This window comes from Bradyrhizobium sp. USDA 376, from assembly GCF_054063675.1.
Map to the genome: position 1 here is coordinate 1 of NZ_JBSSGN010000001.1, position 20377 is coordinate 20377.

General features: G+C 60.2%; 11 protein-coding genes and 1 pseudogene. 4 read left to right on the plus strand and 8 right to left on the minus strand.

Annotation, left to right across the window (positions count from 1 at the left end; translation table 11 throughout):
• Together istB and istA are read right to left on the minus strand one after the other, a co-directional pair.
• Positions 1 to 415, minus strand: a pseudogene (gene istB, locus ACVJ19_RS00005) (IS21-like element ISFK1 family helper ATPase IstB); the annotation flags it as partial.
• Between the two features lie 18 nt (positions 416 to 433).
• Positions 434 to 1975 carry an IS21-like element ISFK1 family transposase gene (istA, locus tag ACVJ19_RS00010; protein WP_060907903.1) on the minus strand — a complete coding sequence of 514 codons (1542 nt, stop codon included), beginning with the start codon at positions 1973 to 1975 and terminating at the stop codon, positions 434 to 436.
• 783 nt (positions 1976 to 2758) lie between these two features.
• On the opposite strand from istA, the gene ACVJ19_RS00015 reads away from it, so the two are divergent.
• The 3 genes from ACVJ19_RS00015 to ACVJ19_RS00025 all read left to right on the plus strand — a co-directional run bounded on the left by ACVJ19_RS00015 (position 2759) and on the right by ACVJ19_RS00025 (position 5742).
• Complete coding sequence (locus tag ACVJ19_RS00015; RefSeq protein ID WP_161966254.1) at positions 2759 to 3115, plus strand: hypothetical protein; 357 nt, start codon at positions 2759 to 2761, stop codon at positions 3113 to 3115.
• A gap of 507 nt (positions 3116 to 3622) precedes the next feature.
• Entirely contained in the window at positions 3623 to 5230 is a 1608-nt protein-coding gene (locus ACVJ19_RS00020; RefSeq protein WP_223153702.1) for a carbohydrate porin, read from the plus strand.
• 131 nt (positions 5231 to 5361) lie between these two features.
• Entirely contained in the window at positions 5362 to 5742 is a 381-nt protein-coding gene (locus ACVJ19_RS00025) for a hypothetical protein (RefSeq protein ID WP_453947775.1), read from the plus strand.
• Between the two features lie 7 nt (positions 5743 to 5749).
• On the opposite strand, the gene ACVJ19_RS00030 is transcribed toward ACVJ19_RS00025, so the two are convergent.
• From ACVJ19_RS00030 to ACVJ19_RS00050, 5 genes are all read right to left on the minus strand, one after another.
• On the minus strand, positions 5750 to 6385 hold the full coding sequence (locus ACVJ19_RS00030; protein WP_014497829.1) for a hypothetical protein: 636 nt from the start codon (positions 6383 to 6385) through the stop codon (positions 5750 to 5752).
• A gap of 2216 nt (positions 6386 to 8601) precedes the next feature.
• Positions 8602 to 9546, minus strand: a complete 945-nt coding sequence (locus ACVJ19_RS00035; RefSeq protein WP_018647405.1) for a hypothetical protein — start codon at positions 9544 to 9546, stop codon at positions 8602 to 8604.
• Between the two features lie 2179 nt (positions 9547 to 11725).
• A complete protein-coding gene (locus ACVJ19_RS00040) occupies positions 11726 to 12766 on the minus strand; it encodes a pectinesterase family protein (RefSeq protein WP_011084794.1) in 1041 nt (346 codons plus the stop codon).
• Positions 12767 to 12984: 218 nt separating this feature from the next.
• On the minus strand, positions 12985 to 14283 hold the full coding sequence (locus ACVJ19_RS00045) for a glycoside hydrolase family 28 protein (protein ID WP_223153704.1): 1299 nt from the start codon (positions 14281 to 14283) through the stop codon (positions 12985 to 12987).
• Between the two features lie 1756 nt (positions 14284 to 16039).
• On the minus strand, positions 16040 to 16456 hold the full coding sequence (locus tag ACVJ19_RS00050; RefSeq protein ID WP_304567182.1) for a Wadjet anti-phage system protein JetD domain-containing protein: 417 nt from the start codon (positions 16454 to 16456) through the stop codon (positions 16040 to 16042).
• Between the two features lie 40 nt (positions 16457 to 16496).
• On the opposite strand from ACVJ19_RS00050, the gene ACVJ19_RS00055 reads away from it, so the two are divergent.
• On the plus strand, positions 16497 to 17102 hold the full coding sequence (locus ACVJ19_RS00055) for a hypothetical protein (RefSeq protein ID WP_456739341.1): 606 nt from the start codon (positions 16497 to 16499) through the stop codon (positions 17100 to 17102).
• Between the two features lie 110 nt (positions 17103 to 17212).
• On the opposite strand, the gene ACVJ19_RS00060 is transcribed toward ACVJ19_RS00055, so the two are convergent.
• Positions 17213 to 20305 carry an SbcC/MukB-like Walker B domain-containing protein gene (locus tag ACVJ19_RS00060; protein ID WP_354268373.1) on the minus strand — a complete coding sequence of 1031 codons (3093 nt, stop codon included), beginning with the start codon at positions 20303 to 20305 and terminating at the stop codon, positions 17213 to 17215.
• Between the last annotated feature and the right edge of the window lie 72 nt (positions 20306 to 20377).

Here is a 20377-nt window from a genome sequence, read left to right on the forward strand (position 1 = left end):
ACAGCCTTGGAACGCGATGATAGAGGACTGATCGGTTGTCGCGGCAGGCCTTGTGGCCGAGCGCGCAGGCTAACCAACTTTTGCCCAGGCCGGTTGCCCCGGTGACGAGCAAATTCTCGTGGCGATCGATCCAGCGACCTTCGACGAGTTTGGCGAAAACGGCGCGGTCGATGCCCCGCGGGGTGCGCAGATCGACGTCCTCGACGCAAGCAGTCTGGCGCAGTGCGGCGATCTTGAGGCGCGTGGTGAGCCGCCTGGTGTCGCGTTCGGCGGCTTCGCGGTCGACCAACAGGCCGATGCGATCTTCGAACGGCAGGGCTTCGAGATCGGGCGATCGGCGCTGCTCCTCGAAGGCCTTGGCCATTCCGGTCAGGCCAAGCTCGATCAGCCGTTCGTGGGTTGGGTGGTTAAGCATGCCGGGTCTCTCCTTGCTTCAGTGGAAGTAGTCGCGTCCGCGGATGTTGCCGTGGCGCAGGGGCTGGTGCTCGAAAGATTCGTCGAAGAACGTGCGATCGAGGCCGTTCTGGAGGATCGATCTAATCGAGGCGACGGAGCGCGCCTTGATGAGGATGCCCCTCCGGCAGGCTGCGTCGAGGCGTTCGGCGCCGTAGCTTTTGACGAGCGCCAGAATGCCAAGGCAGGTTCGAAAGCCTTGTTCTGGATGGGGCCGGGCGTCGATCACGGCCTGGAAAAACGCTGCTGTCGAAGGACCGATCCGCTCGCCGGCGGCGATCACCGCGGCGGGGGTCCATTTGCCGTAGCGGCGATGGGCGCTGGGCATGTGGTCGGCGATGGTGGTGTGTCCGCGTCGGTTGGGCGCGCGGGCATGGCTGGCGATCCGCTGGCCCTTGTGGAAGATCTCGACCGTCCGATCGTCGATACGGGCATCGACCAGCTCGCCAATCAGACGATACGGCGCGGAGTACCAATGGCCGTCGACCTCGACATGATAATCGGGAGCGAGGCGGCAGCGCTTCCAGCGTGCGAAGGCATAAGGCTGATCTGGCAGCGGGGTTAGCTTGGGTTTGTCGAGTTCGGCAAACAGTTCGGCGCGGCTTGAGCCGAAGCCACGCATTTGACGAGCATTGAGTTCGTCGACGAGTGTCTTGATGGCGGCGTTGAGCTCGGCCCGGGAAAAGAAGCGCTGATTGCGCAGCCGGGCCAGAATCCAGCGCTGGGCGATTTGCACCGCGACCTCGACCTTCGCCTTGTCTTTTGGGCGCCGCGGCCGTGCGGCGAGAATGGCCGTGCCGTAATGGCTCGCCATCTCGGCATAAGTGCGATTGAGGCCGGGATCGTAGCGGTCGGGGTTGCTGACGGCGGCTTTGAGGTTGTCGCAGACCACGAACGTCGGCGTTCCGCTCAAAAACGTGAACAAGTTGACGTGGGCCCGGATCCAGTCGGCCAAGCTCTCGCTGGGGCAGGCCTCGGCGTAGGTGTAGTTCGAAGCGCCCATCGCCGCGACGAACAGCTTCATCGGCTGCACTTCCCCGGTCAGGGGATCGACGATGTCGATGGTGTCGCCGGCGAAATCCACGAACACCTTCTCGCCGCCCAGATGAATCTGCCGCATCGAAGGTCGGACCCGCCCCTTCCAGGCCTCGTAGGTAGTGCAGAACCACGTGTACCCGAAACCGTCGGGATTAACGGCGCGATACTCCTCCCAGAGCAGGCGACGGGTTACGTTGCGCCGGCGGAGCTCTTTATCGATGTAGCTCCAGTCGGGCACCGGCCGCTGCGGGCTCTGAGACGCTGGTCGTGGGGCCGGGAAAAGCAAAAGCTCCAGGTCTTCATCGGTCATTCCCTCCGGAAGCGGCCAGCTCAACCCAGCAGAGCGGGCGCGGCTCAGGTAGCTGTGCACAACGCCGTTGCTGACGCCCACGCTCCGCGCGATGGCCCGCTCTGGCAGGCCTTGAAAATGTTTTAACCGAAGGACTTCCTTGATCCGGCGCATCGACAATCTCTGGGTAGGCATTGGACTTCCTCGTTAACCACGAGGTCATCCCTAAGCCGGTTGAGTTGTCGGCCGAAGCGCTGCAAGGCTCCGAAAGCCTTGCTCACGATCCCGCGAAATCGTTGCTCACGATCGTCTGAAATCTCTGCTCACGATCCCCTGAAATCCGCGCTCACGATCCCGCGAAACGCGCAGGCAGGCTCATCGTTGAAGCGACTTCGCTGCTTTCCGGCGTCTCGACAGGCTCTTCAAGGTTAGCCCAAAGCCAGGCGCTAGCAGCACACGAGCCGACGAGGATAAGCGGGAGCACCAAAACCGGGAGAATCCGTCTTGACGGCCCGTGCAAGAGCGGCCGCAAGTCTGAAGCGGCCGCTTGATCAATCAAGTCCATTGTCCCTCGCTCAAGATCTCGTTCCAGCAGGCTTATTTTGTCGACGCGATAGCTCGCGATGCTCCCGCGTTCCAGGAGCTGCCAGCGTCGACAATAATCAATCTTGGTGAGCTTCCCGATCGGCTGCGCCTACTCCTATGAAACGCTCCTTCTTGAGCAACGCGACAATTTGCGCGCGTTCTCAATGATAGCGCCACCAGCGAGCAATGGTTCTCGTCGTAGTCGGCGATGGCGCAGCATTCTCTCATCATTCAGAAGAACCTTGCAGATTTTTTACCGTGCCCCGGCACGAATGCAAACCGTCCACTGATTCCTGCAAGTGTTCGATGGAGCCCCGCCTCACGCATTGCCCAGACCAGCAACCTCGTCTGGGACGCGCCACGTAAGCGCCACGGCTGATCGGCCGAGCCGCAATGGCGCGATTGGACCGGCAAACATTGCACCTGATCAACTACCAGTTCCGGCAGGTTGTTCGAGATGACGGGCACGTGGCAAGCGTAACCAACGAACGCCGCGCACATCAAGGTTTTGGATGCAAGACAGGTTTTGCCGCGCCGACGGCAGAAAGCAACTGCTCGCCGATATCCGCCAAAGCTGCTCGATGGCTGATTCCTCCGGTCCCCTGGGCTATCACGTTGGATGTTGTGGTGTGGTTGCCGCGCGCGCAAATCCAAAAGCTCTTCGGCCTTCAAGCCCGCCGATCGTCTCGTGTTTCGGTGACAACGATACCAATGAAACGCTTCGTGAAGCCAAGCCTCTTGCACGGCTAGCCTTGCTTTCGGGTGGCTGCCGTTTGGTCCAGAAAGCCGCCTTCGATGCAGATGCGCACCACCGCCAGACTCGCCTGACGCACAGTGAGCAAGGTGGACATTCGCAACGCTTTGGCGGCCAGGACAGAACGCTCCGCGCGCTCGTGAGCATTTGCCGAGCCAGCGCTCTCCGCTGGCTCTGGGCGCACCGGCGTCACGCACAACCAAAGTTTCGGACCAGATCATCCTCGCGCCGCGAGCTGAGAGGTTCAGGAAGCCTGAGTGGCTCTGTTCGGATAGATCGAGTTCTGGCTCGTCCCCCTCCCCCACGGACGCGAAACGACAGCCGCGATGCCGCTTGCTCGTCATTGCGAGGAGCGCTGGCGACGAAGCGATCCAGACTGCCATTGCGGGGGGGTCTGGATTGCTTGGCTGCGCTTGCAATGACGATGTGGAAGCAGGCGCGTGCCACACGCCGCCGCGAGCTCACTTCGGGCCAATCAGGCCGCATATTCATGGCCGGCAGACATGGACCCGAACTACGCCATGCGTGATTGCCTTCTTGCGACGACCTCGCCCCGGACATACTCGGCTACGGCAGCACTTTCTTTCAATTTAAGACCAAGGGGCAAGCAATCTGGGCTTGCTATCGCACTTTCGCTAGCGGCTTGTCTGGTCGGCAATCCCGTACTGGCACAAACCGCGAGCGGACTTGATCCTAGTAACCACCCTGTGGATCAGGCCAGCAAAAGAGGAAAGACTTCCGACCGGGCCGCAAAGCTCCCGATCGACCTGATCTGTCAGGCAATCCGCCCTCCTGCCCCGGCGCGAGCAGCAGGTCCCGGAGTGCCTTTGGAGAAGCGCGGCAATGCGGACAGGGCTGCTCAGACGAGACCGCAAAAAACGATCGATCCCTTCCAAAGGTACGACAATCTGCGTGAAAAAGGGTTGTGGTTCCCCATCCCTGGTCCTGCAGATACGATTGATCAGGACAAGGGGGGCGTTAGATCTGCGCTGGCGGACGTCGGCATCGGCTATATCGGGTGGACACATAACTCCTTTGCAAGCAACCAGCTACCGCATGCAGCCAGAAGCACTATCGCAAACCAGCTCTATATGGGCCAGAATCCGACTTTCGCGTCGGCGAACTTCATGATCGTCACCTACGATCTGAGCCGGTTTGGCATTGCCGACGGACAGATTGTCGTAGGGGCCGAGCAGCAATACTGGACGTGGGATCGCCCAGGGCCAGATCGGGTGGGACTCAATACGCTCGCCTACTACCAGACTTTCTTCAACAGGACACTAGAACTCAAACTTGGCTACCTCAGAAACCAGAATGAATTCACCGGCACATTGTTCGGAGGAATCACAGGATCGAACATGTCTGCCTTGTTCCAGGCTGGGATGAGCACCAATGCCGCGCCCACGCCAGCGGCCAACTTGAAGTACAATTTTGACGCTCGCTTGTACAACAAGGTCTCCGTCCAGCGCTCAATCAGTCCAGATGGTGCCTATGCCCATATAACCGAGAATCCCACCGGCTTGAAATGGAGCACGGCCAATGCAGGCATCCTTCTTGTCGAAGAAGCCGGCTACAAGAGCAAGGCTGCTCCCGGCGTACCCGACACGTGGCTGCGGGCGGGCGTTGGTTTGAACAGGAGCCGCTACACGAATTTGGCGGATCCCAAGCAACAAAGGGAGAGCGGAAATAATTTTCACTACATCGCTGCGGACAGGCAGCTCTGGCAGAGTGACGCCCTTGGGTCGCCGTCTCGCGGCATCTACGGCGGCTTCTCCGTCATGGGAGCTCCACCTGAGCGCAACAGGATCAGCCGGTATTACGAGCTTCGTCTTTATGCAAAGGGACCTTTTGATAGCCGGCCCAGTGATCTGATTGCTCTCGTGGCGACCAACACGGCCTGGAGTAAGCTTGCAGTGGATGCTGCTCTGGCAAAAGGCCAGCTTGCGCACCGCGATAGCACAGCAGTCACGGGAACATACATCGCGCATCTCGCTCCGGGGATATATGCAAGCGTCGGACTGTCATACATTCATTACCCGACAATCATCACACACACGCCCCAAACGGAACACGCGCTCAATCTGTTGATATCTACGTTGATATTCTTCTGATCATCGCAAGCGCCGTTCTGCTCCGACGTTATCGTGACGCATGGGACCGAACCCTACCACGGCAAGTCGGCTAAGCGTGACAGAAACGAGAGCGCGACCTTCGACCGAGCAACGAGCACCACTTTATCGGCATGGGGAAGGACCTGGACGATCGTAAGCTCGGGGGAAACCAGCGAGCGGAAGGCATGGAGCAAGGGCGAATCGCGGGCATCGATTGCGATTCTGATCTTATGACCTTATTCGCGCCCGTGAATTCCGCAACCTTCACCAAAGAACCCAATTGGATGAGACGAGGCGGTCTCGCGGGCGCCGGCATCACCGCGTTGATGAGCCGCGAGGCCGTTTGCTACGACAATGCCCCGATGGAGAGCTTCCTCCATACACTGGTTCGTCATCGCAACCATAACCGCGCCGACGCCCAGCGCATTATCTTTGCTTTCATCGAGGGCTTCTACGAGCCGAACCCGGCTCCATTCCGCAATCGATATATCGCCCGATCGAGATGGAGCTAAAAGCCGCTTAAACCCCTCCACTCTTTCGGGGAAGATCAGACTGCCCTAAATTTAGAGCCGAGTCATCTGGATCGACGGATACTGGCGACGGTATGGATTGATCATCGAGCAATCGCCAAAGCTCCCCTGGAGAGAATTGCTCTAGATCGAAACTAAGCCCTTCTGGACCGGCGGAGAACGACGGGGCAGGGTGTTGGCGCAAGTCATCCTGCAAGTCCTTTTCTAGTCGCTGAAGCTCCTCTGAGGGGACGGAGACGGGGGACGGCATGGATTGATTATCAAGCAATCGCCGAAGCTCCCCTGGAGAGAATTGCTTTAGATCGAAACTAAACTCTTCTGGATCGGCGGAGAACGACGCGGCAGGGTGTCGGTGCAACTCGCCCTGTAAGTCCTTTTCCAGTCGCTGAAGCTTGTCCGAAGGGACGGAGGCTGGTGACGGAATGGGTTGATGATCAAGATGATCCAGCACTTGCAAAAGCTCCCACTGATGAAGCTGCTCGGGATTGATCGCGACGTGCCCTTGGACGAAAGCCGACGGGGCGGGTTGATCCTCCTGCCCGTCCCGAAGCTCCTCTCGCCGACTGCTAGCTTCGTACGAGGCCCTGTGCTGTGCAGCGGCGTCGCCGATGAGCGTCGGTTCCATCAGTGCCGCGCTTTCGGGATGGATGGGGGCCACGTTCGGGGGGCGGGCGCGACCGCTCCGTTGGCGTACGATGACTTCGCCCGTCGACCGAAAGGTGCGGAGATGGTCTAATGCTACAAGGAGGATTTTGGGATTTCCCTTTCCGACGAACTCGTATACGTCACCGCCATTGCTCAGCGACTTATTGTCCTGCCGAGCAACAATGCTCGGTCTGCGTTTTGCGAAGAGCCAACGGCTAAAGCTAAGAAGAGCGCCTGCATGTTGCTTCGCCCCACCGGCGACCATCCCGCCTTTGATGAGAGCCTCCTCAAGCCTCAAGATTTCGGGAGCATCCTCGGATAAACAGGCCGCTTGTCCAACTGATGCCCCCGTACCACAATCCCAGTTGATTGAGCCGGCTGCATCGCGGAGGCTGCTGACATTGCTCCACCACCGCCTGAATTGGCGAACTCGCTCAGCTGCTGCTCAATGGCAACGCCTTGCGGACTTTTTAGGGCCCTTGGCCTCTTCGCTGCTCTCAACTCAGCTGTGTTACGCTCATCGTTGATGAGGACCTCGCTTGGCAAGAGGTTGCTCCTGGCAAGTGCACTCATCGGCTCGGCCGGGGACTGCTGGTGTAGCTAGACACATTGGTAGAGGGCCTACCGCGTGGCCCACCGTCAGGGATCGCGTTATCGGCTTCGCGCACCTCGTTTAATTGCTGCTCAAAGTCGTCTTGCCCGGATCGGTCGGGTTGATGCTCTTGCGAGACCTGTACCGCGGCCCGGCAGTTACGTCAAAATTGTGCGGTTCCACATTAGCCTCTCGTCATGAAATCAATTGAGCTAGTCCTACTATGAACAAACTTTCGAGAATCTGACGAGCCGTCGCCCGCGGCTCTCAATCGTCGCGCAACTTCATGCCGAAATCCTCGACTTGCGCGCCACCGGTCTGTCGCCGCGCGGGATCGCGCCGCAGATCGCCATGAGCGTGAGGACTATCGAACGCTGGCTTGCTGCGGGCGGTGAGCCTGAGCGCCGGCGGCCGCCCGCACACTCTGTCCTCATTGATCCTTTTCGAGATTATTTGGGAAAAGCGCTGGGAGGAAGCTGACCTTAGCGATTTTTATCGCACCAAGCTCGCTTTCATCGGCTTCCCAGGTCCAGTGGGCACTTGCACTCTGCTCCCGAGCGGACCAGGTGTTTGCAACGCAGCGCGAGGGGCCTTTGCATAGCGCAATAACTGAACTGGGCATGAGGCCTTAAGCTATGCAGGTTGCGAAATACCGCGCCCGCCGAGGAATTTGGGCGGCCATCAGGAAAAGCCTTTGTCAGCAAACTTTCGTTTGGTGGCCAAGTTCTTGGCGCTTGGCCATCGCCTGCGCTCGGCGCCGGTGCTCCCTCGATCAGGAATGCGTTCGATCTGTGGTAGCTGCGGTTTTCAAGACAAGAATTGGCGGACTATGTGAAAGGATCAGGGATGCAGAAAGCATGTCCGGGCACGCACCAAATTGGTAGAATCGCTTGGCAGATTCTACAAAGAGGAGGCTGGACGGTTCAGGCCGTGCCCCTGCAACGGATCCATCGCCTGCCAACAGCCTCGCTATAGAACGCCTTACGCGAGCTGCCCCGCCGAAAGCTCGATTGCAGGCCCTGCTGCCTCTTCAGCCACGTTCAGGATAAATGCGTACGCGCTGGCGGCCTTCGCTCTCCACCAAATCACCCCTGTAAGGCACTCCGCGGATCTCGAAATAGGTTGGTTGGCCCGCCCGCGGCAAGATGCCTTGGCCTTCCAGGGCGCGGACGAGGTAGGGCGGAAGGAATCGATCTCGGTGCTCCCATCCCCGCGGATCAGATACCCAAGATCAACGGGCCCCTCACCGGATTGCACGGCTGGCACGATCGGCCGGGGACGATAGAGCGACTGAGACGGGCCTGGTTCATCCGGCTGGCTCACGCGGGGATGATGGATCAGGCGAACATCCCTGCGGCCTCCTGGTCCACCGTAGCCGAAAATAGCGCTCCCCATTGATCACAAACTGACTTGGCCCGAACTGGTTTGGCAGCAGATGCATATTTCCCAATACATCGATCAACACGACTGAAGCCGCCTGGGAGCCGTGGCGCCAGCCGGCGCCAACGATCGCTCCTATATTCTGCAGCTCCGGAGCCGCCCCCGGCGGTCCTGCGAACGACGAGGCGGCTGCAAATTCAGATGCTGGCGCAGAGCGCGCATCGTCACGCAAGTCGTGGGGTGTGGGGTGGATCCAGATCAACGAAGGAGTCGAGACCGCCGTAGATGTTTGACGATCGAGGCCTCACGCACGACGGCGATGCGGAGTCTTGCATCTGTTGCCCGAGCCAGGCCCAGGCTCCCTGGCTGGGGGTGGCCGGTGTAGCAGGAAGCTCGAGCGGCGGATGAGCTTGCGCGCCCCAGTGCGGCGCTGGCTCTGGTGAGGCGGGTCCTTGGATCTGCTCGCCAAGCCAGTTCCAGGCTCCGGCGCTCGGCGTCGCCGGGGTTGCGGGAAGCTGCTGCGACGAACCGGCCTGCCAATGGCTGGGCGGCGCTGGCATCGATATGTTGGGCCCGTGGATCTGCTCGCCAAGCCAATCCCAGGCGCCCGCGCTCGGGCTAGCTGGCGTTGCGGGAGGACCCTGCAGTGCATGCGGCTGTCGAGCAGCTTCCCAAGAAGGCTGGCCCGGATCCTCAGGAGGCCTCAATCCAAGCGCCCTGTTCGCCTCCAGGATTTGCTCGTATCCGCCAAGTTTGACCAGATCAGCATTGATCTTCTTGTCGTTGGTTTCGCGCCTGTACTCCTCGAGATCCCGGACAAACGCGGGGGTGGAAAGTCGGCCGGCCATCGGTGGCCTATCATGGGTCCGCAGCCACTCACTCAGCTTAGACATGCGGCGAGCTTGCCTGTCGATCGTCTTCGGCTCGATCCTGTGTGTTGCCTTTTCCGCCGCCGCCCACATGTGGATGAGGGTTGCGTCCGCGCCGTGAGGAGCCAGTCGGCGGAGATCAGGCGCCAGGGCGTTTCCGGCACCGACCTCACGGAGCTTCTTCAAGGCCGCCTTGATGCGCGTGCCGCGGCGGCCTGCGTACCTGTCGACCTCCTCATCGAGCTCAGCTTCCAGCTGGTGGTTTTCCACCTCCGGATTGTCCTGCTGCGCGTTTTCCAATTCCCGGCTATTCGATCCGCAATTGAGGGCCTGCCGTGCTCGCTCAGGAGCACGCTCAAATGGCGCAAATCGGTTGCCGCATTCTTGATCGTGCCGTCGGTGAGGTTACCCGCCGCCTTGTTTCGGAAATCTTTAATGAGCTCCTCATCGGCCGCAGGGACCCCGCGCGTCCGGCCCGGCTGCCTCGCATAATCAATTCGTAAATTCGTCGAAAAGACGTCAGATTGCCCAGCGTCGCGCGACGAATTTTCACTGCTGCTCCGGCCAAGCGCCTTGCCGATTCCCGACTTGAAGCGTGACCATAATCTGCGGCTTTTTCCGCTTTTCGCCGACGCGGCAGACTCTGCGTCCGGAAAGCTTTAGCGCGCGCTGCTGAACAGATCATCTCGCAAACTAGACTGCGGCACTTGCGTCGCAGCGGTAAGCTGAAAGCTGGGAATGTCTACGCTCCGGCGCGTGTCGCCTAGCGCACTCTCCCTAAAAGTGGAGTGCGGCGGCGCCCGCATCGAACCGCCGAAATCGTCCCGCCGGACTGCTCGACCACCTCCTGCGGGAGGCCGATCAGGTGAAGTTGACTTGCTTTGATCAGACGGATCGAGATGCAAATCCTCCATACGCTTCTCAAAGTCGCCTTGCTCGCTTGAGTCGCCCCGTCGCTGACCCGCCCGCCCCGGCAGCGCGGCGTACTCCCGCATCCAGGCTCCTGAATCGAAGAATGGGTCAACCGGACCTGCTCTCCTCATGTTTGTAGAGACCCTGCAGCAATCCGTACGGCCTGGATTACGGCGAGATTGCAGCTCTTCAGATTCTCGATTGTTGTAGCCGCAACCTTTCAAGAAGCTGACGAGATCAGGATATTGCTGCGCGCGAGACCGGCGTCGCATCGGCACCCGCCTGACGACGGACGGAGTTGCTCCAATTTTATCGCACCTCTTCGCCGGTTTCGTGTTCGAGCTGACGAAATTGGTCGACCGATCTAACAATGGATCGCCGGTCGATCGTGCGCCGAATTCAAGCATCACGGCGGGACTTACATAGCCGCTACCGTCTCCAATGGATCATACGTGACGTGCATCTTGTCGTCCTTGGCATCAATTTTGGTAGTGAGCTTGTCCTATTGCAGGCGTTCATTGATGACGCACAACGTCTTTTCCTTGACGCAGACCGGAGGCGTTCTCGCGCGTTGGCACTTTTGCTTTGACTGCGGTTCTGAGGGACCAAATTGTCCACCGGGTCCGGAGCTGTTGCTCGAATGCCGTATGTGAGATCCACGTCGTACGAGAAACGGCGAATTGCGCCGTAAGCCTTCGAAAGGGACGTTCCGCTCGGAGACGAGATTCTCGCCCAGTGGCGACGAGCGCGTTCAGGCATCAAAACGACCCCAAACATTCTTTTTCGAGAAGATGTGCAGGGCGTCCTGAGTTCGCAGCAGTAACGGTGCCTGGCAAGCCAAGTTGGCAATGAAGATCCGGCAGACTTCGATTCGCTCACTTCAATCGGGCTCAGTCTTTGACTGAGGGACCGCAAGGCTTCTCTTGCAGTCTCGGGACCGCCCCGCTCGAGCGCGCACGACCTCACCTGCACGACGGCTTGGCCATCGTAAGCTGCCAACGCGGTGCATGCTTGAACTCCACAACTTGCTTGCCAAGATGGAGCTCGCGGAACGCCCCCGAAGTCAAATAAACCTGCCGAACAGTCTGCGGCCTCGTCAACCGAGTTGGTTGGCTGAGGCAGCGCCTCCGTAACCGATGATTTCGCCGCGGCGCGCCTTGGTCTCCTCAACAACTTTTCGACCGACTGAGCTCTCGTTCCGAAGCAACTTTCGACGGGGCGCAGATAGGCGCCCTCGCCTCGCGCACGGGAATTTTCGTCGCTCACCGACCGAACGAATATAGCCGCGAAGCATCAGCCCACTTCGCTCTCCGGAGATCTGCGCAAGGCGCTGAACAGGCAAATCAGCCGTTCCCGAGCGATGACGACGTGCTGACGTGACGGTCCGTAGAGCTTGCCGACACTGATCCGCCAAAACGGACAAGATGATCTGCGAGCTGAAGCGGGCGCATGTGGGTGGACGGCGAACAGATGAGATCGTCGCGCCGGCCCCCCTTTCCGTCGGTTTGGCTCCGGCGGCGGTTGGGTTGCTGTACAAGACTCTCCATCACAATCAGGCTCGCTCCCCTCATTCATCCGAGGATCGCCGTGGAACCCCTTCACCGTGAACATTGCTCTTTGTTCGAACCTGATGGTTCGTGGGCAGCCAATCTGTGACACCCGCGAAGAACACTCTCAGCGACCATCTCGCAGCTTCGCCATCTTTCAGTTGATGGGAATGAGGCTCGCGGCCTGATGGGTTAGCACCGATGCCGAAGGATCTATATTCGGCATAATAGCTCGTGCTCAACTTGTTGGTCTCGCCGGGAGCCCATTCGCGCCAGCCTTCCGCAATCACTCGTGCATCTATCTTTGTCGACAGGAAGACCACTGTGGCGTAGGAGCGCCAGGGGCGGCCAAGCGCGATATAGCGCGCAGCAGGGTCGGCACTTAGCCTGCAATGATCAAAAACATAGCCACTGTCCTCATCCGGCGTTGCCTTGCTCTGAGCGGTATAGATGACCGCTTGATTGGCGATGCCGTGCAATTCACATTGCCGGAACCAGACCTTGGCGTTGCCAAATATGAAATCGACATGCCCTTCGATGTAGCAGTTCGAGAAGTATTGTCGTGACATTCTACCGTTTGGTCCCTTGCCGGCAAACAGCGTGTCCTGGGCGCCGAGCAGGCGGACGCGCGTAATGACGTCCCTATCTCCGGTAACGGACAGCGCTACCGCCTGCGAAGGTGGATTGGCCGGATTGAGGGCATAGTCGTTCTGAATGGTCAGATTCTCGAGCCGGAAGTCATCGCTAGGGGCATCCAGCGTCGCCGAACGGGCCGTTCCTCCTACATTGACCGCGCCGTCGCCATACACAATGACCGTATCCTCCGGCTTGTTGCCAGTCCCTGCGAGATGAACACCGGATTTCGTGATTTTAACCTTCTCGCGATAGATGCCTGGCGCGATCCGGACGTTTCCGCCTTCCGCCGGCAATGCGTCGATGGCTTGCTGCACGGAGTGATAGTCTGCATTTCCGGCATGCGACACCAACAGTGGATGAGCGTACGCCGCGGCGATGCAGAAACATCCCGCCAGAAGTGCAGCGGAGGAAACGAAAATTCGCATGTGATCTTACACTTCGTTTCTCAGCGGGATAGCCGTCGCGCATCGACACAAGATTTTCATCGCCAAATCAGAACCTGCGTCACCTTGACATTTCCGGCCCTGCAAAACTGTCGGCCAATAGCAACCAACTCGGGACATGAGCCCGACCTTCGTCAACACCAGTAATCTTGGCCCCAGATGCGGAACTCACCACCTGAGTTCGGCGCCGCGTGTAGTGCTTACCGATTGCCGTCGCGGAATGCCTTGGAACATACCTCCGATCCGCGCAGCGGCGGTTGTGTAGCTCGTCCGGGCAGCGGGGGCCATACGTCAGAGTGATTTGCGCTGACGTTCGCATGTTCAAGTTGCCAAGTCGCGGAATTGGCAAATCGAACATCTTCGAGTGTCACGTCCAGGGCATGCCGCTCGTCTATGCCGCGCATCAGCAGCACACCAGTGTCGCCATGCACATGACGGAGAACGATTTGCCGATAGACCGGAATCCTCGTGCCTTGAGCGCGCGGATCATATTTTGCATCGAAAGCCAGCGGCCACCGGTTGCCCCTCAGGCACACGTACTCATAAGTCACGTTCTCGACCAGACCGCCTCGACCAACATCGCTCTTGATGCGCAGGCCCGACGTCGTACCATCCAGTGTCAGATTACGCACCAATATGTCTCTGGCCCCGGAATTCACCTCGCTGCCGATCGACATGCCATGCCCCCAGCCGAAATAATTATCAATGATCGAGATATGGCTGCTTGAACCATTGTCGCCGGCCTTGATTGCGACGTTGTCGTCACCCGTACGGATCCAGCTGTGGGTGATGGTCACATCCTGACTGGCGCCAAGATCGATGCCATCGGTGTTGCGTGCATCCGCCGGCGAATCGATCGTGAGGGCCCAAAACGTGGCACCTTCAACCCGGTTCATCGCGACATGAAAATTGGCAGCGTTGCGCAAGGTGACACCAGAGAACGTGATATCCTGCGCATGATCGACCTGGATCAAGCGTGGGGCGTTCTGATTGCCGCCCTGGGCTTGGGCGCGGCGGGCTAGCTGCCACCAGGTTTCCGCGCCGCCGCCGATCAGCGCGCCGCCCTGACCATCGATGATGCCCTCTCCGTAGATACCGCCGCCGCGCGTTTTAGAAAAGCTGATGAATGGCCGGCAACCGTCGCCCTTTTCCGCAATGCGACCACATTGTCCGAGGCCCTTGTCGTAAGCGGCAGGTTCGGGGATGGCGATCAGTGTCGCACCGCGTCCGACCCATAAGGTCACGCCCGATTTCATCTCGAGTGGACCTGAGTGAAACTCGCCGCGCCCGAGATAAACTGCAGCGCCATCGGGGCAATGTTCAATGGCCTCCTGTAGGCTAACTGTATCGTTCTTGCCGGAAGGCACAGGGCGATCACAGACCGTATCAGGTGCAACAGGTTCGACGATAGTCCGGCGGTCTTGCGCTTTTGCGGCGGGGCCGACAACCATGGAGGCGAGTATGGACAATAGGGCCCAGTTGCGAAAACGCTTTGTCATTGACCTGCTCGTGCTTTTGTCACGCGCATCATTGTCGCGTGCCTTTTCTGGTATTGAGCGCTGGCTTGATCGAGTCGCCGCGTGCGTCACTGGCGCGCACAAGATGACATTTATCCGACGCAGTAGACGCCTGGACTTGAGATCGCGCAGCAGCACCTTGCCTATGCGCGAAAAAGATGAAGCGTTTTGCGATAGTACGAAAATCCAACAACTTCGTAACGTCAGCCTGCTCACACTGATTGAGCTCCCAACCGGTCCCCGATTTCATTTGTGCAACTCCAATTGCGCGTGAGTCCACGCAGCCTCTCGTCCAGGATCGGTGGGCAGTGAGTATTCGGGAAAGCTTTCGAGAAGCTGACGAGGCTACGGCCGGCACCGGATCGCATTCGCACCGGATCCCCTCTTCCTGGTGTCTCACGAATTTTTAGATGACTGCCGTTACCCGCCCTGTTCCGGAGTGATCGCTTGCGGGACATAGTCAGTGAGTTCCGTCATCATCCATGCGATGCCGGAGGCATGGTCGGCTTCCGCGGTCAGCACCGCTCGGCACGTCGCCTGCCCAACGGCCATAGCGGACCATCGTGGTCATTGAACGCGCCCGCTCGCGCCCCCTCCATGGACGCCTAATCGGAAATTTCAACGACTTAAAGACGGACAAGACGACCGAACTGGCTGGAAGTGGAGAGCTCTTGACACTCGATTCAGGACATCTACGTGAGCAGCCCCGAAACAGGAGGCTCTAGCCAAAGACGCGGCGATACGTCCCCTATCTGGTGCTGCTCTGCGCGCATCCCTGGCGGACGCACCGCGATCAGCCAAAAAGCCGAGCCTATCGGCAAGGCCGCACCTAATTGTCCAGTTCGCCCGCCGGGTTCGCAACACCATGCGTCTCGAGATCTTCGCCAGGTCCGTCCCAAAACCTGTCGCCGTTAACGTGCGCGGCGGCAGCTTTCAGCGGTCCCATCGAGGCGAAAACGCCACGGCAGCATCCGGGTTAACAGGATTAGCGAGGCTTCGCGATTTAGGCGGCCGTGCGTTGCGTATTGAATTGTTTGCCGCAGAGTTGCGCTGGCGTTCATCGATCGAGACCGCTCGACACTCAAGCCTCCGCTCCAGATCCGCCAATCCTGCCTTACATTCGGCGACAACCGATTGGGCGCGAAGCAGCTTGACCTTGAGCTCGTCCTGTTGCCTGAGTATGTTCTCAAGATCCCAATCGTTCTGCATTAGCTCATTGACCATCTGCAAGCCCCGATGCAAGGCCGACACCTAGCTTCAAGAGCGCAGGCTCTGCATGTCGCAGATGCCCCACCCCGAACCATGGGCTAATCCGATGCCAAACGATCGTCCTGAGGACGCCTTTACGCTGGCGTTCTTGCTGAGAACCACCATTCGTTGCGAGCCCCCAAGACAATCGGCTTCTGCCCGGCAAACCGGAGCGCGATCCCAAGATGGCAGAGTTCGCGAGGCAGGCGCCCGGTTTGGAAAGCGCATCGGGGGACCTCTGCCATCGATCAAGCGGGCATATTTCATCTCAATACTTCAACCGGATGCTGAACGAGCATCATAGTCACAGGTGGTTTCGTCCCATCTTCAAGCAACTGGCATGCCAATGCTGGTTGAGCGTTTTTATGAAGAAACGATGTCGGTTTGCCCGCAGCACGTAGTTGCGGGCGGTGCTGTTGTCGCGCTTGAAACAAATGACGTCCTGAGCGAGACAGCCAAAGCAGCAACCACGAGCGTCCGCGCGCATTTTCTAATGAAACTCTGGCAGGACTGGATCGAGTTCTTCCTGCTCGAGCGTCTTGGCTCCATCTTTCGCCAGGTACGCTGCCAGAGCTGCGATACCGGAGTCCGGTGGACATCGAGCGGGTGCGGATTTTTTGAACGGCACTTGTCCCAAACGCTCGGCAACTTCGACACTCATGAGGTGGGCACGGATCGGCCGGTCGACGGCGCGCTCGATGGTGTGGAAGATCCAGGTGCCGTCCGGATCGATGTCCGACCAATGAAAGATCGGCGTCTGTTCGGATACCAATCCTGCGATCGTCCGCAGCGCCTGCTGGGTGGCAAGCGAGGGGTACCCTCCGACATACATGGTCGTTCCTAATCGGCCGGGGTCCGCCTCGGCGATGTGCCGGTTGAAGCTTGCGAAATTTTCGATCGTTAGCACGTAGGCCGGCGGCTCCCGGAAGCGGACGCGATCTGCTTCCTTGGAGAGTGATTCCGAGATACAGCGGAGAGATTCCGGAGAGGTCGGCTCCATCGAGGTCGATCTTGCCCGCGATCAGCAGCGGTGGCGCGAAGCGCTCAAGGCCGATTGCCCGGAGCGCCTCGCGTGGCCGCGCGCCGGGGGGAAACTCCAGGATGCCGCTCAGGAGCCGCACGACCGCGCCTTCGATCCGTTCGAGCGTTTTGCTGTGCCCCACCGTTCGTCTCGAGAAGGTCTTGTAGTCGACGCCAAGATGTTTGTTAGCCAGGATGGCCTGGGCGAGAACGAACGCGTCGCGCAGTGTCTCGACATCGGACGAAGCAACCCCGTGCCACGTTTTCCCCCGCCCCCATACCTCGGCGACTTGGGAAGCGCTGTTCTTCAGAGAGTCGTGCATCGCCGCCCCGGCGACAAGCCGCACAGCGGCATCCTCCGCGATGCGCGACGCGGGGGTACGGCGGAGATATCGGTAGAGGATCTCCGCCGAGGCCAGCCGCACATGTGCCACTTGGTCGCGCATGGGGCCCTGCCCCCAACCAAGGGAGACCGCGCCGGCGCTTTCGGCTTCCCTGATCTGTTTCAGGAAGGCGTCCGCCGCGACTACTGATGGGAAAGCGGGGTAGTCCGGGTGGGCGATCGGGCTTGCGGCCCCCGCCTCGAAGCGGTTGAGCAGGTCGTTCAGCAGGCCGATCGCATCCGTGAAACGCCGAGCCATGGCTACTCGGCGGCCAGACGGGTGGCGAGCTCATCTTCGGACATCAGGTCCGGATCGATGGCCATCAGCTCGCGCTTGGCCTTCTCTTTCAGTTCCACCACAGTGGCCCTGGACTGCTCGCCGATGCGGTCCACCTCCACGATGGTGTCCATGTGCTCGAGCACGGCGACGCGCTTCTCGAACGGCGCCGCGATCACGAACTGCAGGCCGAGGTTTTTGTAAAAGCTCATCATCTGCCGCTGGTTCTTGCCGTCCATCTTGGAGAAGGCCTCATCGAACATGGCGAGCGCGAAACCGGCGGGCTTGCCGGCACGACGCTCCGCGCTGCCGTAGACGGCGGCCAGCGAAGCGCCGATGGCAACGTAGATAGGCACCTGTTGTTCGGCGCCAGACCCGGTGCCGCGCCGCTGCTCCCAGCGGGTCGAGCGGCCGGTGGCAACATCCTCCATGTGGATCTCGAAGGTGTAGAAGTTGCGGTAGTCCTCGAACTGGGTGAAATCCTTGTCGGGGTCCTCGAGCAGCGCCTCGAGTGCGACGATCGTATCCTTGTGCGGGAAGTCATCGGGCACGTCGCCCCGGAACAGCATATCGAGCGCCTCCGGAGAGGTTTTGGCGATCTCGATGATCTTCAGGATGGGCTGGAATTCCACCATCTGGGTGCGATGGAATGAATATCGCTCGTTATGGAACGGATGTGCGTAGAGGCTACGGTTCAACGATTGCAGCTCCCGCTCCATCTTTCCGATCCGGGCCGTGAGCGCGTTGATGAACTCGCCGCGCAGCAGGGTAGAGGCCTTTTCCGCCGCATCCCGCGCCTGCCTTTCGTACTGGCGCAGCTCATTGGATTCGATATCCGAGATCAGCTGCTCCATCCATGGCTTCACCTCCCGCAGCGGCTCGCTTTCCGCACCGACCTGCGAACTCATCCCGAACTGGTCGAAGTAATCGTAAAGAAGCTCGCGGACCCGTCGCTCGATCCGGGCGCGCTCGTTGTCGGACACATTCGCATCCTTCAAGGCCTTCTCGGCGATGGCCCGGTGTTTCTCAGCGAAGCCCTTTTGGGCTGCGGCATCGAGGCGGTCGCGGTAGACGGCCCTGCCTTTCGCGGTGGAGTAGAGTGGGAAGAACTTGCGGTATATCGACCGGGCGACCCTGAGGTTGAGTTCGGAGCCGGGCACGTTCTCGCCCTCTCCGAGCCTCCTCTCCGCCGACCTGACCTCGCCGTCGTGCTCGCCGAACGCCTTCTGCTGTGTCTTTCTCTCCTCCAGCCTCTTCTCCTTCAGCTTTTGCTGCGCCCTCTTTTTGTCGCGAAGCCCGCCGTCCCCCGCGCCGTCGAGGGCATCGAGCCTGGCCTGAGCTTCAGCGACCTCAGTCTGCGCGGCCGCGAAGGCGGCCGCGCAAGCCCCCAGATCATTACGTCCCTCGCAGATGTTCTTCAGAGCGGCAAAAGCCTGCTCCGCGGCATGGGCCTCCTTCCCCTTGTCGATCAGGATCCGACCCAGCTCCTCGGCCTGATCCTGCAGGGATCGCAGGGCGTTCGCCTGGGCTGCCTTTCCGATCTTATACTGCGAGGATTCGATCCAGCGATGGCTCCGGACGAGTCCGTCGTCGTAGAGGCCGTCCTTCATTATCGCCCGGCCGGGCCTGTTGAACTGGTCGAGCGTGTCGGCGAGACGGACGTTGCCGTAGCGGCGCATGATGAAGGCCATCGCGTCCGGATCCTGGCTCCGGAAGATCGAGGGGAAAGTGCCGCGCTCCGGCTTGGCCCTGAACTGCTCGAGCTTGTTTAGGCTCACGAGCGATGCATGGCGAAACTCGCGGCGACCTTCCTTGAAGATTGACGTGGCGGCGCTGATATCCGCTCTGTCCACGAACACGGCTTCCCGGTCGCGACCGAGGAGCGCCTCGGCGGCTCCTACCCACTCGGGTTCGGCGACTTCGATGATGTCGCAGAGTACGCGCGGGACCATTCCACCCTGCCGCAGCCTGCGGCAGAGGAGTTCAGTGTCGTCGCCGAGATAGGCGCGCGCCCCTCCGGCGGCGTGCTGTCGGATCCGTTCGAGCACCTCGTCGCGCCTGCCGCGGAGGCCGGAAAGCTCCGCGATGATCCTTTGACGCGCTTCGTCGATCTTCGGCAGCCATTTGGCGCCGCTTGCCGCGAAGGACTTCTCGGCCGCGGTGACCTCGTCGGAGACGCCCCCGATGTCGGCCCCGGCGGTGGCGGTCAGAAGACGCTCAAGCGCAGGAACGAAGTCCTCGAAACCGTCCGCGCACATCGCGCGTAGCGGCTCCAGGCGACGGATGTTCTCCATGCGAGCCTTGAAGTCCGCCGAGGCGCGGTGCGCCGCCTGCCCGGCCACATCGGCGGTCTGCTGCAGGGACTTTCTGCCGGTCTTGGCATCGTGCTCGGCGATCGCGGCCGTGAGGCGTTCGATCTCCTTATCGATGGCCTTGACGTCGTCGTCGATGAATTCGAGTTCTTTTGCTGCGGCGTCCCGGCGCGCCATCTCGGTACGCCGCTTGGTCTTGAAGTCCAGGTTTGTCGCGCGCGCCGCGAGCCAAGTCGCGCGTTTTGCGACCCATTCCTCCCTGAACTTGGTCTCGAGCGCCTCTTCAAGCGCGGCGAGGACGCCCCGAAGCGCCCTTAGGGCTTCGAGCCTGAGGCGCATTTTCCGGATGGTCTCGCTGATGTTGCGGTATGTCTGGATCGACTCGCGCAGCTCCTTGATGCCGATCGGACTGTCCTCGAGGATGTAGTTCCGCACGAACTGCGTCGCCGTCTGGTTGTGATCGAGCGTCATCGCGTTGACGATTGATTTCTGCAGGGCGCTGGCGTTCTGTTCGCCAAAGGACGAATGCGGCAGAAGATGGCGCATGTACTCGCGGACATAGTCGCTCGCCCGGTCGCGATGATTGACGAAGTTGCCTTCGCCGACCGCTGCGACGATCCGGGCGCGCACGTCCTCCCACTGCGCCGGGAATTGCGACTTTCCTCGCTGCTCGATGAAGTCCTTGGAGCTCAGAACGGTCCCGACGGCTACGAAGAGTGCCAGCACGGTCTCCCTGCTGTCGGACTTGCGCGCCTCGAGCGCCATGCCGATCGTGACCGGTGACCGGGCGCCTTCCGTGTCTTCGAAACCGAGCGCGATGTAGGTGCGCGCCTCGTC

Excerpts from the sequence above, each read along its gene's own strand:
- ACVJ19_RS00045 (WP_223153704.1), bottom strand. The coding sequence starts at position 14,283 with ATGACAAAGCGTTTTCGCAACTGGGCCCTATTGTCCATACTCGCCTCC.
- ACVJ19_RS00015 (WP_161966254.1), top strand. The coding sequence starts at position 2,759 with ATGGCGCGATTGGACCGGCAAACATTGCACCTGATCAACTACCAGTTC.
- ACVJ19_RS00040 (WP_011084794.1), bottom strand. The coding sequence starts at position 12,766 with ATGCGAATTTTCGTTTCCTCCGCTGCACTTCTGGCGGGATGTTTCTGC.
- ACVJ19_RS00060 (WP_354268373.1), bottom strand. The coding sequence starts at position 20,305 with ATGGCGCTCGAGGCGCGCAAGTCCGACAGCAGGGAGACCGTGCTGGCA.
- ACVJ19_RS00025 (WP_453947775.1), top strand. The coding sequence starts at position 5,362 with ATGGGGAAGGACCTGGACGATCGTAAGCTCGGGGGAAACCAGCGAGCG.
- ACVJ19_RS00030 (WP_014497829.1), bottom strand. The coding sequence starts at position 6,385 with ATGGAACCGACGCTCATCGGCGACGCCGCTGCACAGCACAGGGCCTCG.
- ACVJ19_RS00020 (WP_223153702.1), top strand. The coding sequence starts at position 3,623 with ATGGACCCGAACTACGCCATGCGTGATTGCCTTCTTGCGACGACCTCG.
- istA (WP_060907903.1), bottom strand. The coding sequence starts at position 1,975 with ATGCCTACCCAGAGATTGTCGATGCGCCGGATCAAGGAAGTCCTTCGG.